Source organism: Streptomyces sp. NPDC017979 (assembly GCF_044328175.1).
GTDB lineage: Bacteria > Actinomycetota > Actinomycetes > Streptomycetales > Streptomycetaceae > Streptomyces.
The window spans coordinates 703,672-716,576 of sequence record NZ_JBIRGU010000002.1 but is presented as its reverse complement, the minus strand read 5'-3'; the positions used below and the strand labels follow the sequence as shown (position 1 = coordinate 716,576).

Annotated in this window: 11 protein-coding genes and 1 tRNA gene; 3 read left to right on the top strand and 9 right to left on the bottom strand. The window is 70.7% G+C overall.

The genetic code is table 11. The features are described 5' to 3' along the window. Positions 1 to 24: 24 nt before the first annotated feature. Positions 25 to 351 carry a hypothetical protein gene (locus tag ACH4E8_RS09165; RefSeq protein ID WP_398445866.1) on the bottom strand — a complete coding sequence of 109 codons (327 nt, stop codon included), beginning with the start codon at positions 349 to 351 and terminating at the stop codon, positions 25 to 27. Between the two features lie 260 nt (positions 352 to 611). On the opposite strand from ACH4E8_RS09165, the gene ACH4E8_RS09160 reads away from it, so the two are divergent. After that, positions 612 to 842, top strand: a complete 231-nt coding sequence (locus ACH4E8_RS09160) for a DUF4287 domain-containing protein (RefSeq protein WP_398445864.1) — start codon at positions 612 to 614, stop codon at positions 840 to 842. 89 nt (positions 843 to 931) lie between these two features. Here the strand turns inward: ACH4E8_RS09160 and ACH4E8_RS09155 are convergent, their stop codons facing one another. Together ACH4E8_RS09155 and ACH4E8_RS09150 are read right to left on the bottom strand one after the other, a co-directional pair. Next, positions 932 to 1,822 (bottom strand): Bax inhibitor-1/YccA family protein, encoded by an 891-nt coding sequence (locus ACH4E8_RS09155; protein WP_398445862.1) that lies wholly within the window; start codon positions 1,820 to 1,822, stop codon positions 932 to 934. A gap of 238 nt (positions 1,823 to 2,060) precedes the next feature. Next, positions 2,061 to 2,143: transfer RNA gene (locus ACH4E8_RS09150), tRNA-Leu, on the bottom strand. 465 nt (positions 2,144 to 2,608) lie between these two features. Here ACH4E8_RS09150 and ACH4E8_RS09145 point away from each other — a divergent pair. Continuing rightward, entirely contained in the window at positions 2,609 to 3,370 is a 762-nt protein-coding gene (locus ACH4E8_RS09145) for an ABC transporter ATP-binding protein (RefSeq protein WP_398446115.1), read from the top strand. Between the two features lie 49 nt (positions 3,371 to 3,419). Then, positions 3,420 to 5,942, top strand: a complete 2,523-nt coding sequence (locus tag ACH4E8_RS09140; protein ID WP_398445860.1) for an ABC transporter permease — start codon at positions 3,420 to 3,422, stop codon at positions 5,940 to 5,942. 78 nt (positions 5,943 to 6,020) lie between these two features. Here ACH4E8_RS09140 and ACH4E8_RS09135 read toward each other — a convergent pair whose 3' ends face one another. From ACH4E8_RS09135 to eno, 6 genes are all read right to left on the bottom strand, one after another. Next, on the bottom strand, positions 6,021 to 7,322 hold the full coding sequence (locus ACH4E8_RS09135) for a class I SAM-dependent methyltransferase (RefSeq protein ID WP_398445858.1): 1,302 nt from the start codon (positions 7,320 to 7,322) through the stop codon (positions 6,021 to 6,023). A gap of 263 nt (positions 7,323 to 7,585) precedes the next feature. Beyond that, positions 7,586 to 8,965 (bottom strand): NAD(P)/FAD-dependent oxidoreductase, encoded by a 1,380-nt coding sequence (locus tag ACH4E8_RS09130; RefSeq protein WP_398445856.1) that lies wholly within the window; start codon positions 8,963 to 8,965, stop codon positions 7,586 to 7,588. A 426-nt stretch (positions 8,966 to 9,391) separates the two neighbouring features. After that, on the bottom strand, positions 9,392 to 10,306 hold the full coding sequence (locus tag ACH4E8_RS09125) for an exopolyphosphatase (protein ID WP_398445855.1): 915 nt from the start codon (positions 10,304 to 10,306) through the stop codon (positions 9,392 to 9,394). Further along, positions 10,303 to 10,851: a DUF501 domain-containing protein gene (locus tag ACH4E8_RS09120; RefSeq protein WP_398445853.1), complete on the bottom strand. Its 549-nt coding sequence runs from the start codon at positions 10,849 to 10,851 to the stop codon at positions 10,303 to 10,305. Before ACH4E8_RS09120 ends, ACH4E8_RS09125 begins: the two co-directional genes overlap by 4 nt. A 119-nt stretch (positions 10,852 to 10,970) precedes the next feature. Then, positions 10,971 to 11,453, bottom strand: coding sequence for a septum formation initiator family protein (locus ACH4E8_RS09115; RefSeq protein ID WP_398445851.1), 483 nt, complete (start codon positions 11,451 to 11,453; stop codon positions 10,971 to 10,973). 138 nt (positions 11,454 to 11,591) lie between these two features. Next, positions 11,592 to 12,878 carry a phosphopyruvate hydratase gene (eno, locus tag ACH4E8_RS09110; RefSeq protein WP_398445849.1) on the bottom strand — a complete coding sequence of 429 codons (1,287 nt, stop codon included), beginning with the start codon at positions 12,876 to 12,878 and terminating at the stop codon, positions 11,592 to 11,594. Between the last annotated feature and the right edge of the window lie 27 nt (positions 12,879 to 12,905).

Below are 12,905 nucleotides of genomic sequence, written 5' to 3'. Positions count from 1 at the left end.
GCGTTCACCCCGCCCCGCCCCCCGCTAGGGAAACGCCCTTCGGTGGGCCGCCTTGATCAAGGAGACCGCCTCCGTCACGGCCTCCCCCTCCGCGTCGGGGCGCGTCCGCAGCGCCTCGGCCAGGTCGCGGCCCGCGACCTGGACCTGGTCGGCGACGACGAAGACGCCCGCGTCGGGCATCGTCCGCGGCTCGCGCCCCGGGGTCTCGACGTGCTGGGCGCGCCGCGCCAACTCCCTGGCCAGGGCCAGCCCCTCGGCCGCCGCGCCCCGCTGGAGTCGGCTCTGCGGTGCCGCGCGCAGGGCGGCGGCGAAGTGGTCGGCGGCGTCGAGCAGGGGGGTCGTATCAAGCACACCGCACCCTATGCACACCCCACGGAGTGTTGCCAACGGCCGGCGCCTCAGGCACGGTGGCGACAAGGAGCACACGCGCTGGGGCCTGTCTTGTGAATCAGGCTGGATCAGCGAGCGGGGTCTGGCGCGTGGGATCGCAAGGCGGAGGAGGGAGTCGACGCGGCGCGTCGGCGACCGACGACAACGCGGCGAGCGTGCGTGCCAGGGCACGCGAGCCCAGCAAGATTCATAAGACAGGCCCTGAGCGTCCGGAGGCGCCGATGTCCCATGTCTTCTCCGAAGAGACCCACCGCAATCTCCTCTCCCGCATCCCCCAATGCACCGGTCGTGAGATCTCCGACTGGTTGCACACCGTCGAGGAAGGCCCCTCTCTCTTCCGTTTCGAGGAGAAGGTGAGCTGGCTCCGGAGTGAGCACGACCTCTCGTACGGCCACGCCAAGGCGATCATCCACGAGTACGACCTGCGGCGGGCCGCGCGGCGGCTGCTCTGAAGGGCGGACCGGAAGACGGCGGAGGGCCCGCAGGCGGGATGCCTGCGGGCCCTCCTGTACGCCGGGCGCTCGCGCGCCGGGCGTCGGGGTCAGTCGTTGCCCTGGATGATCGACAGCACCCGCAGCATCTCCAGGTAGATCCACACCAGGGTCATGGTGAGGCCGAAGGCCGCGAACCACGCCTCTCGCTGCGGCGCACCGTAGGTGATGCCGTCCTCGACCTGCTTGAAGTCCAGGGCGAGGAAGCACGCGCCGAGCACGATGCCGAGGACGCCGAAGAGGATGCCGAGGCCGCCGCTGCGGAAGCCCAGGCCGTCACCGCCGCCGAAGACGGCGAAGAGGAGGTTCACCGCCATCAGCAGCATGAAGCCGATCGCGGCGGCCATCACGAAGCCGTAGAAGCGGCGCGTGACCCGGATCCAGCGCATCTTGTACGCGATCAGGACACCGGCGAAGACCGCCATCGTGCCGAGGACGGCCTGTGCGACCACCCCGGGGCTGATGTAGGTGCTGACGGCGCTGGAGATCACGCCGAGGAAGACGCCTTCGAAGGCCGCGTACGCCAGGATCAGCGCGGGAACCGGCTTGGCCTTGAAGGACTGCACCATCGCGAGGACGAAGGCCACGAGGGCCGCGCCGATCGCGATGCCGTAGGACTTGCCCAGCGCGCTCTCGTCGACGGGCAGCGTGACCCAGGCGAGGACTGCGGTGAGCACGACGGTGCCGAGCGTCATCGCGGTGCGCGAGACGACGTCGTCGATGGTCATCACGCCGGCGCCGGCGGGCGCCTGCGGACCGCCACCGGCGACCTGCGGGTCGGTCGGGGCGTACGGGTTGGTCGCGTACGGGTTGCCCGTGCCCTGGGCGTAAGGGTTGGTGGCTACGGCGGCGCCCCCGGCCTGCGGCTGCGCGTTGAAGCCCGCCATGCCGTTGTCGCGGCTGAACCCCCGTCGCGAGAAGACCGGGTTACTGCTCCTCATCTCACTCCTCCATGGCCGCCGGGCGCGGCCTTGCGACAAGAGTAATGGGAGCGCAAAGCCTCTGCCCTAGTGCCAACGGAGGATCTTTCCGGATCGTGACCGGGCTCTCACGCCGCCGGCGGGGTTCTTCGGGCGGCTCGCGGCGGCCGGCGGGAGGGGGCGGAAGTGGATGGTGGACTCACCCATCCGATGTTTCTACCTTCAACGACTTTTGACCGTTCCCCCGGGCCCCCTGCGGTGCCCGGAGCCGGACTCGAACCGGCACGCCCGCGAAGGGCAGCGAGGTTTAAGCTCGCCGTGTCTACGTTCCACCATCCGGGCCTGATCCACCGCTCGCAACGAGGAACGAGCCTATCCGGGCTGATCCTTCTCAATGGCGGCCGATGGCCCGATGTTGTCTTATTTTATTGCCGCCTGATTGGGCATCAGTGCTGGTGAACGGCGCGTGGGCACATATGTCCCGACACGTGGTCACTCTCGCGACTTCACGCGATTGACGGAAACTCGTCGCCTCGGCCCGGGCCGGGCGCGGGCCCCCGGCCCGGCCCGTCGCGGACCCACGGTACTTGCCTCGTACACATGCCGCGCACGCCTGCCGACCGTCACTGATCCGACCTTCCGGTCTCGGGGTCGCCGTCATACCAAAGGAGGAGGAACCGAGGAGCCGGTGCGACCAAAGAGGGCCATCGGAACGGGCACGAGGGCTGACGTTCGGCCGTACGGCGGCGGCCACGATGGAGTCGTCCCCGATCGTCACGCCGACAGGAGCGCCCACTCGTGACCACCATGTCCCTCACCCACCGGCCCACCGCCGTGGCCGCCCGCGCCACGGACCTGTCCAAGGTGTACGGACAGGGCGAGACCCAGGTGGTCGCCCTCGACCGGGTCACCGTCGACTTCAACCAGGCCGAGTTCACCGCGATCATGGGCCCCTCCGGCTCCGGCAAGTCCACGCTGATGCACTGCGTGGCCGGCCTGGACACCTTCAGCTCCGGCTCCGTGCGGATCGGGGAGACCGAGCTGGGCTCCCTCAAGGACAAGCAGCTCACCCAGTTGCGGCGGGACAAGATCGGCTTCATCTTCCAGGCGTTCAACCTGCTGCCGACGCTCACCGCGCTGGAGAACATCACGCTGCCGATGGACATCGCCGGCCGCAAGCCCGACAAGCAGTGGCTGGACAACGTGATCGACATGGTCGGGCTCTCCGGCCGGCTCAGCCACCGCCCGACCCAGCTCTCCGGCGGCCAGCAGCAGCGCGTCGCCGTGGCCCGCGCCCTCGCCTCCCAGCCGGAGATCATCTTCGGTGACGAGCCGACCGGAAACCTCGACTCGCGCTCCGGCGCCGAGGTCCTCGGCTTCCTGCGCAACTCGGTGCGCGAGCTCGGCCAGACCGTCGTCATGGTCACCCACGACCCGGTGGCCGCCTCCTACGCGGACCGGGTGATCTTCCTCGCCGACGGCCGGATCGTCGACGAGATGCACAACCCCAGCGCCGACGGCGTCCTCGACCGGATGAAGGCGTTCGACGCCAAGGGCCGGACCAGCTGACCCGCCCGCCAGCACCGCTGCCCCGGCTCCCACCACAGGATTGACTGACATGCTCCGTACCGCTCTGCGCAACGTGCTCGCGCACAAGGCCCGGCTGATGATGACCGTGCTCGCCGTGATGCTCGGCGTGGCGTTCGTCGCCGGCACCCTCGTCTTCACCGACACCCTCGGCAACGCCTTCAAGAACCAGTCGGCCAAGGGCTACGACAAGATCGCCGTGGTCGTCGAGAGCCCGCCCGAGGACAACCTGTCCGACGAGACGCTGAAGAAGATCCAAGGCGCCCCCCAGGTCGACCGGGCCACTGGTCGGGTCGAGGGCTTCGCCGGCGTCGCCGACCAGGACGGCAAGCTGATCGGCAACGGCTGGGCCAACGCCGGCGGCAACTTCGCCCCCGGCAAGGACGGCAAGGACGCCGACTACGACTTCACCCAGGGCAACGGCCCGGCGAAGGCCGACGAGATAGCGCTCGACAAGGAGACCGCCAAGAAGGGCGAGTACCAGGTCGGCGACACCGTCCGGGTCGCCACCAACGGCCCGGTGAAGGAGTACACCCTCACCGGCGTCTTCACCACCGAGGACGGCGCGGTGAACGCCGGCGGCAGCTTGGTCCTCTTCGACACCGCCGTCGCGCAGCAGCTGTACCTCAAGCCCGGCCAGTTCGAGACGATCAAGGTGACCGCCAAGGACGGGGCCTCCGACTCCGCCGTCCTGTCGGCCGTGCAGCCGCTGCTGCCCAAGGACTCGATCGCCGAGACCGGCACGCAGCTGGCCGACGAGGAAGCCGACATGATCAAGCGCGAGATGAACGGCATGAGCATGATGCTGCTCAGCTTCGCCGGCATCGCGCTCTTCGTGGGCATCTTCCTGATCGCCAACACCTTCACCATGCTGGTCGCCCAGCGCACCCGCGAGCTGGCCCTGATGCGCGCCGTCGGCGCCTCGCGCCGGCAGGTCAAGCGCTCGGTGATCCTTGAGGCGCTGCTCGTCGGCGTGATCGCCTCGGCCGTCGGCTTCGTCCTCGGCCTCGGGCTCGCGGTCGGGCTGCGCTCGCTGGTCGGCTCCTTCGGCGCCAAGATCCCCAACGGTCCGCTGGTGATCTCGCCGGCCGCGATCCTGGCCGCCCTCGCCGTCGGCGTCGTCGTCACCGTGCTCGCCGCCTGGCTGCCCGCCCGGCGCGCCGCGAAGATCCCGCCGGTCGCCGCGATGAGCAGCGTGCACGCGGTCGCGTCCGCCAAGTCCCTGCTGGTGCGGAACGTCATCGGCGCCCTGCTGACCGCCGGCGGCGCCGGGCTGATCGCCGCTGGTGCCGGCACCAGCGACGGCACCACCGGTCGCTACATGATCGCCAGCGGCGCCTTCCTGGCCCTCATCGGCGTGATCGTGCTGATCCCGCAGCTCTCCCGGCCGCTGATCGCCCTGGTGCGCCCGCTGCTGCACGGAGTCTTCGGCGTCGCCGGCAAGCTCGCCGGCCAGAACGCGGTCCGCAACCCGCGCCGCACCGGCGCCACCGCGTCCGCGCTGGCCATCGGGCTGACCCTGGTCACCGGACTGACCGTGATCGGCGTGACCGTCGGCCAGGCCATCGACAAGTCGACCACGGACAACATCCGCGCCGACTACCTCGTCACCATGGCCAACGGCGAGCCCCTGGACGCCTCCGCGGTCACCGCCCTGCGCAAGGCGAAGGGCCTGGAGGCCATCTCGCCCAGGCAGAACGCGTCCTTCGAACTCAAGGGCTCGCACACGTCGGTCTCCGGGATCGACCCGAAGGGCGTCCAGGAGGTCTTCAAGCTCAAGACCGTCTCCGGTTCGCTGAACACCCTCGCCGACGGCCAGCTCGCGATCACCGACAAGGTGGCGGAGAAGAAGGACCTCAAGGCCGGCGACCGGATTCCCGTCACCTTCGAGCACGACGGGAAGAAGACCGAGCAGACCCTCACGGTCGGTGCGGTGTTCGCGGAGAACGAGATGGTGGCGTCCTACCTCCTGGACGCCAAGGTCATCGCCCCCTTCGAGGAGAAGCCCACCATCCCCGAGGTGTGGGTGAAGATGGCCGGCGGGGAGACGAAGGCCAACGAGCAGGCGTTGGTGGACGCCCTCGGTGACAACCCGGCGATGTCCGTCATGGACAAGCAGGACATCCGCAACCTGTTCGGCGGCATGATCAACACGATGCTGAACATCATGTACGGCCTGCTGGCGATGGCCCTGATCATCGCGGTCCTCGGGGTCGTCAACACCCTCGCGATGTCCGTCTTCGAGCGTCAGCAGGAGATCGGCATGCTGCGGGCGATCGGTCTGGACCGTCGCCGGGTCAAGCGGATGATCCGCCTGGAGGCCGTGGTGATCTCGCTCTTCGGCGCGGTGATCGGCATCGCCCTCGGCGCCTTCCTCGGCTGGGCGATCGGCGAGACGTTCCGGGAGTCCATCCCGGGGTACGAGCTGGTCCTCCCGTGGGCGCGGATCGGGATCTTCCTGCTGCTGGCCGGCGTGGTCGGCGTGCTGGCCGCGATGTGGCCCGCCCGCAGCGCCGCGCGGCTGAACATGCTGACCGCCATCAAGACGGAGTAGCCGCGGCGGGAGCGGCACGCACGCGGAGGGCCCCGGGAGTTCCCGGGGCCCTCCGTCGTACGTGCGGACGGACGGGCGTCAGGTCCAGGTGCGGGTGCGCAGCGGCAGGCCGGACGCGCCGTCCGCGCCGGTGTTCACGGCGAGGACCTGGTTCACCCCGATCCGGTTGCGCTCGAAGGAGAGCGCGGACGCGGCCATGTAGAGCCGCCACACCCGGGCCCGGCCGGGCGAGGTGAGCGCGACGCCCTGCTCCCAGCCGTCCTCCAGGTTGGCCACCCAGCGGCGCAGGGTCAGGGCGTAGTGCTCGCGGATGGACTCCACGTCCCGCACCTCGAAGCCGGCGTTCTCCAGGCCCGCGACGGTGGCGCCGAGCGGGGAGAGCTCCCCGTCGGGGAAGACGTAGCGGTCGATGAACTCGTCGACCTCGTACGTCGCCTCGTCGGTCTGCGGGCGGCGGGCGATCTGGTGGTTCAGCAGCCGGCCGCCGGTCCTGAGGAGGGCGTGGAGCTGGGCCGCGTACTCCTGGTAGCGGCCCGAGCCGACGTGTTCGGCCATGCCGATGGAGGAAATCGCGTCGTACGGGCCGTCCGTGACGTCCCGGTAGTCCTGGACGCGGATCTCGACCCGGTCGGTCAGCCCGGCCTCGGCGACCCGTTTGCGGGCGTACGCGGCCTGCTCGCGGGAGAGCGTGACGCCGGTGACCCGGGCCCCGTACTCGCGGGCGGCGTGGATGGCCATCGAGCCCCAGCCGGAGCCGACGTCCAGCAGCCGGTCGCCCTCCTTGAGGGCGAGCTTGCGGGCGACGAGGTCGAGCTTGGCGCGCTGGGCGTCCTCCAGGGTCAGCGCGCCGTCGCCCCAGTAGGCGCAGGAGTACACCATGGAGGGGCCGAGGACGAGTTCGTAGAAGTCGTTGCCGACGTCGTAGTGGTGGCTGATGGCCTGGCGGTCGCGGCGCTTGGTGTGCGAGGAGCCGGCGCGGTGGCCGACCTCCTCGGGGGGCGGCGGCGGGGGCGGCAGGACGCCGCCGAGCGCCAACAGGCCGCGGGCGGCGGTGCGCAGCCGCGGGTCGCGCAGTCGCCGCAGCCGGCTGTCGGGGTCGCGATGGGCGTCGGCGCGCTCCCAGACGACGCCGGTGAGGCGGTCCAGGACGGTGTAGAGGTCGCCGTCGACGTCGATGTCCCCGGCGACCCAGGCGCGGGCGAGGCCCAGCTCACCGGGGCGCCACAACAGCCGCCGCAGGGCGCGGCGGTGCCGCACCACCAGCACGGGCCCGTCGGGCGGCCCCGCCTCCGATCCGTCCCAGGCCCGCAGGCGGACCGGGAAGGGCTTGCCCAACAAGTCTTCGGCGAGGGCGGTCAGCCGCACTGCGGCTTCGGCCATGGCGCACACCTCCGTGAGGTTCCGGCGATCCTGCTGCGGATTGCGGGTTGCCGTCACGACAACAACCCGACCCCTGAGGGTGCTTCCCGCCCGGCGCCCGCACTGACCGTGAAACGCCCGTATCACGCCCCGAACCGCTCACATGGTCGTGCCGCGGGCACGGCAAAGGGGCCGCCCGCACCACGGATGGCGGACGGCCCCTCGTTCGGGTGCCTAGGCCGTGTCTTCGCAAGACACGGCTCTGCGGACCGGGAAGGCCGGAGTCAGGAAGCCTTGGCCTTCTCGGGGGTGGCGGTGACCGGCGCGGGCGTCGGCTTGGCCGCCTCGTAGAACTCCTCGCGCGGCGACTGGATCGCCCCGAGCGAGACGACCTCGCGCTTGAGGAACATGCCGAGCGTCCAGTCGGCGAAGACGCGGATCTTGCGGTTCCACGTCGGCATCGCGAGACCGTGGTAGCCACGGTGCATGTACCAGGCCAGCCGACCGCGGAGCTTGATCTTCATCTTGCCCATGACGATCATGGCGACGCCCTTGTGGAGGCCGAGGCCGGCCACGGCGCCCTTGTTGGCGTGGCTGTACTCCTTCTGCGGGAAGCCCCGCATGCCGGAGATCACGTTGTCGCCGAGGACCTTGGCCTGGCGCAGGGCGTGCTGCGCGTTCGGCGGGCACCAGGCGTTCTCCACGCCGGCCTTGCGGGCGGCGGCGTCCGGGACCTGGGCGTTGTCGCCGGCGGCCCAGATGTAGTCCGTGCCCTGGACCTGGAGGGTGGTGGCGGTGTCCACGTGGCCGCGGGGGCCGAGCGGGAGGCCGTAGCGGGCGAGCGCCGGGTTCGGCTTGACGCCGGCGGTCCACACGATGGTGTCGGAGTCGACCTCAAGGCCGTTCTTCAGCACCACGTGGCCGTCGACGCAGGAGTCCATCGACGTCTGGAGGTAGATCTCGACGCCGCGGGACTCCAGGTGCTCCTTGCCGTAGGCGCCGAGCTTGGGCCCGACCTCCGGCAGGATCTTGTCGGCCGCGTCGACGAGGATGAACCGCATGTCCTCGCGCTTGACGTTGGTGTAGTACTTGGCGGCGTCGCGCGCCATGTCCTCGACCTCGCCGATGGTCTCGGCTCCGGCGAAGCCGCCGCCGACGAACACGAAGGTCAGCGCCCGGCGGCGGACCTCCTCGTCGGTGGTGGAGTCGGCCTTGTCGAGCTGCTCCAGGACGTGGTTGCGCAGGCCGATGGCCTCTTCGATGCCCTTCATGCCGATGCCCTGCTCGGCGAGTCCGGGGATCGGGAAGGTGCGGGAGACCGCGCCCAGGGCGACGACCAGGTAGTCGAAGGGCAACTCGTACGCCTCGCCGACGAGCGGGGCGACGGTGGCGACCTTGCGGTCCTGGTCGATCGTGGTGACCCGGCCGGTGAGCACCTCGGCCTTCGGCAGCACGCGTCGCAGCGGGACGACGACGTGCCGGGGCGAGATGCTGCCGGCGGCGGCTTCGGGGAGGAAGGGCTGGTACGTCATGTACGACCGCGGGTCGACGACCGTGACGGTCGCCTCGCCGTAGCGCATCTTCTTCAGAATGCGCCGTGCCGCGTACAAGCCAACGTACCCACCGCCTACTACGAGGATCCTGGGACGCTCCGTGGTGCTCATGCCATCGAGTATCCACCCCCCTGGTGGGGGGTGCTCGTGAGCCCCTTCACAAGGTCCCGACAAGGCTCTGCTACACTGCGCGGCCCGCGTGACCGAGGTCATGGTCCAGATGGGGAACCCGACGGGTGGTCCAGTCGTTGGGCACCCGCCGTGAGCTGGCCCCTTGAGGGCGCTCCGGGGGTTCGCCGGCCCGGTGGTTCACCTTCCCGAATCGCCCCGAAGTCCCTTTCGCCCGCACTCCGTCGGGCCCAATGGCCCTGCGGTACGAGCCTTTCGGCCCCGCACGGCCCCCATCAGGCCCCTTTTCCTTGTGAAGAACTTCACGAAGTTGCTCATCGACTTCTCATCCGGGCCGCGCGGCGGCGACTTTTATGCGGCTTTTATGCGCCCGGACGACCCCGGCGCGGAGCTCCGCGCCGGGGCGGGTCAGGCGATGGACGCCGCGATCCCGTCGAGGATGTCGTGCTCGCTGACGACCACCTCGTCCGCCCCGATCCGCTCCATGATCGCGAGCAGGACGAGCGCGCCGGGCACGATCACGTCCACCCGTCCCGGGTGCATCACCGGGATCGCGGCCCGCTCGTCGTGCGTCGCGGCGGCCAGCTCGCGCACGATCCCGGCGACCGTGGCGCGGGAGATCCGGGAGTGGTGGATCGCCTTGGAGTCGTACGCGTCCAGGCCCAGCGCGATGCCGGCGACCGTGGCGACGGAGCCGGCGAGCCCCACCAGCGTGCGGGCGCCGCGCAGCGGCACGGTCTCCTCGGCGAGGTCCAGCGCGGCTTCGACGTCCGCGCGGACCGCGGCCAGCTCGGCGGCCGACGGCGGGTCGCTGCGCACGTGGCGCTCGGTGAGCCGGACGCAGCCGATGTCGACGGAGCGCGCGGCCTCCACCCGGTCGCGCCCGATGACGAACTCGGTGGAGCCGCCGCCGATGTCGACGACCAACCGCTCCTCGTGGCCGGGGAGCTGCCCGGTGGCGCCGGTGAAGGAGAGCTCGGCCTCCTGGTCCCCGGTGATCACCTCGGGCTCGACGCCCAGGATGTCGACGACGCCGCGGACGAAGTCGGCGCGGTTCTCGGCGTCGCGGGTGGCGGAGGTGGCGACGAAGCGGACGCGTTCGACGCCGTGCTCCGCGATGACCGCGGCGTACTCGCGGCAGGCCGCGAAGGTCCGCTCCAACGCCTCGGGGGCGAGCCGGCCGGTGCGGTCGACGCCCTGCCCCAGCCGCACGATGATCATCCGCCGGTCCAGCTCGACCAGTTCGCCGCTGGTCGGATCGGCCTCGGCGACGAGCAGCCGGATGGAGTTGGTGCCGCAGTCGACGGCGGCGACGCGGGTCACTCGGCGGCCTCGGACGCGGGCGCTCCGGGGGTGCACGGGGTGACGCAGGGGCCCTTGCGCCACCACTCGGGCAGCATCGCGATGGCCTCGTCGCCCAGCGGGTTGACGCCGGGGCCAGCGGCCAGCGAGTGCCCGACCAGGACGTGCAGGCACTTCACCCGGTCCGGCATGCCGCCGGCGCTGGGGAAGCCCGTGAGCTCCTCGATCTCGTCGCGGCGCGCGATGTAGTCCTCGTGCGCGGCCCGGTAGGCGGCGGCCAGTTCGGGGTCCGTCGCCAGCCGCTCCGACATCTCCTTCATCACGCCGTTGGCCTCCAGCGTGCCGATCGCGGAGGCGGCGCGCGGGCAGGTCAGGTAGTAGAGCGTGGGGAAGGGAGTGCCGTCGGGCAGCCGGGGCGCGGTCTCGACGACGTCCGGCAGTCCGCAGGGGCAGCGGTGGGCGATGGCGCGCAGACCGCGCGGCGGACGCCCGAGCTGGAGTTGGAAGGCCGCGATGTCGTCGTCCGTGGGGGCGGTGTGCTCGGTGGTGGGTGGAGGGGTTTCCATGCCTGCCTTGGATCCGTCGTTCTACGTTGCTGCGTCGTCGTGCGTCGTACTGCGCTGTTGCTGCGTCGTCGTGCGTACTGAAGTACTGCCTGCTGCGAGCTGCGTCGTTCGGGGCGCGGTCAGTCGCGGTCCGCGTCGTCGACGCCTTCCCAGACGTTCGAGAACCAGGGCCGGTCGGCCGAGCCCTCGTCGTTGCGGCGCTGCTCGGCCGCCTCCGGGTCGATCATGATGTAGCCGGTCTCCCCCGGCAGTACGTAATGCAGGTGCTCACGGGCGAGGCGACGGACGTACATGTCGTCCTGGAGCCGCGCCTTCTCGTCCCGCAACCGCTCCACCTGCTGCTCCGCGTCGGCCATCCGCTCGCGCTGTTCGGCGATGTCGCCGCGCTGCGAGACGTACTGCCGCATCGGATACGCCAGCGCCACGACGAGGGAGCAGACGACGAGCGCGAGGAAGGCCGCCCGGCCCGTCAGCCGGGAGCGGCGCGCCTGGCGCTTGGTCTGGGAGCGGTAGACGCGCGCGGCGGTCTGCTCGCCGAGCAGCCGCAGCCTGGTCGCGGTGGAGAACCGCCCGTCGCCGGTCCCGGAGTTCCTTCGGGCCATCTCTGCCGCCTCCCCTGCGCCGGCTGCTCCGTCGGTGCCGTCTGGTCGGTGCCATCGGGGCGCGTACGTGCGTACGTCCCCGGACACGGTACGGGACCGCGGCCGGGGACGTACCGCACGACTGGCTGCCGGGGCGGATCAGCCCTTGAAGCGGGGGAACGCGCTGCGGCCCGCGTACACGGCCGCGTCGTCCAGGATCTCCTCGATGCGCAGGAGCTGGTTGTACTTGGCGACGCGCTCGGAGCGGGCCGGGGCGCCGGTCTTGATCTGGCCGCAGTTGGTGGCGACGGCCAGGTCCGCGATGGTGACGTCCTCGGTCTCGCCGGAGCGGTGGGACATCATGCACTTGAAGCCGTTGCGCTGGGCCAGCTCGACGGCGTCCAGGGTCTCGGTCAGCGAACCGATCTGGTTGACCTTGACGAGCAGGGCGTTCGCGGAGCCCTCCTCGATGCCGCGGGCCAGTCGCTCCGGGTTGGTGACGAAGAGGTCGTCGCCGACGATCTGGACCTTGGTGCCCAGCTTGTCGGTGAGCACCTTCCAGCCGGCCCAGTCGTCCTCGAAGAGCGGGTCCTCGATGGAGACCAGCGGGTAGGCCGCGACCAGCTCCTCGTAGTACTCGGTCAGCTCGGCGGCGGAGAGGGACTTGCCCTCGAACTCGTACGAGCCGTCCTTGTAGAACTCGGAGGCGGCGACGTCGAGCGCGAGCGCGATGTCCTTGCCGGGGGCGTAGCCGGCTTCCTTGATCGCCTCGATGATCAGGTCCAGCGCGGCGCGGTTGGAGTCGAGGTTCGGCGCGAAGCCGCCCTCGTCGCCGAGGCCGGTGGACAGGCCCTTCTGCTTCAGCACCTTCTTGAGGGTGTGGTACACCTCGGTGCCCCAGCGCAGGGCCTCGGAGAAGGACTCCGCGCCGATCGGGGCGATCATGAACTCCTGGATGTCCACGTTGGAGTCGGCGTGCGAGCCGCCGTTCAGGATGTTCATCATCGGAACGGGCAGCAGGTGCGCGTTCGGGCCGCCGAGGTAGCGGAAGAGCGGCAGGTCGGACGCCTCGGAGGCGGCGTGCGCCACGGCGAGGGAGACGCCGAGGATGGCGTTGGCGCCCAGCGACGACTTGTCCGGGGTGGCGTCCAGGTCGAACATCGCCTGGTCGATCAGGCGCTGCTCGGTGGCGTCGTAGCCGACGAGCTCCGGGCCGATCTGCTCGATGACGGCGAGGACGGCCTTCTCGACGCCCTTGCCCTGGTAGCGGTTGGGGTCCCCGTCGCGGAGCTCCAGTGCCTCGAAGGCACCGGTGGAGGCGCCGGAGGGCACCGCGGCGCGGCCGGTGCTCCCGTCGTCGAGGCCGACCTCGACCTCGACCGTGGGGTTGCCTCGGGAGTCCAGGATTTCCCGGGCTACGACGACGTCGATGGACGGCACGAGCATCTCCTTCTGGGATGTGACGCGTGGGTG

Bases quoted from the DNA above. Each gene is read 5' to 3' on its own strand.
- ACH4E8_RS09160 (WP_398445864.1), top strand. From the start codon at position 612: ATGTCCCATGTCTTCTCCGAAGAGACCCACCGCAATCTCCTCTCCCGC.
- ACH4E8_RS09140 (WP_398445860.1), top strand. From the start codon at position 3,420: ATGCTCCGTACCGCTCTGCGCAACGTGCTCGCGCACAAGGCCCGGCTG.
- ACH4E8_RS09130 (WP_398445856.1), bottom strand. From the start codon at position 8,965: ATGAGCACCACGGAGCGTCCCAGGATCCTCGTAGTAGGCGGTGGGTAC.
- ACH4E8_RS09120 (WP_398445853.1), bottom strand. From the start codon at position 10,851: ATGGAAACCCCTCCACCCACCACCGAGCACACCGCCCCCACGGACGAC.
- ACH4E8_RS09155 (WP_398445862.1), bottom strand. From the start codon at position 1,822: ATGAGGAGCAGTAACCCGGTCTTCTCGCGACGGGGGTTCAGCCGCGAC.
- ACH4E8_RS09135 (WP_398445858.1), bottom strand. From the start codon at position 7,322: ATGGCCGAAGCCGCAGTGCGGCTGACCGCCCTCGCCGAAGACTTGTTG.
- eno (WP_398445849.1), bottom strand. From the start codon at position 12,878: ATGCTCGTGCCGTCCATCGACGTCGTCGTAGCCCGGGAAATCCTGGAC.
- ACH4E8_RS09145 (WP_398446115.1), top strand. From the start codon at position 2,609: ATGTCCCTCACCCACCGGCCCACCGCCGTGGCCGCCCGCGCCACGGAC.
- ACH4E8_RS09115 (WP_398445851.1), bottom strand. From the start codon at position 11,453: ATGGCCCGAAGGAACTCCGGGACCGGCGACGGGCGGTTCTCCACCGCG.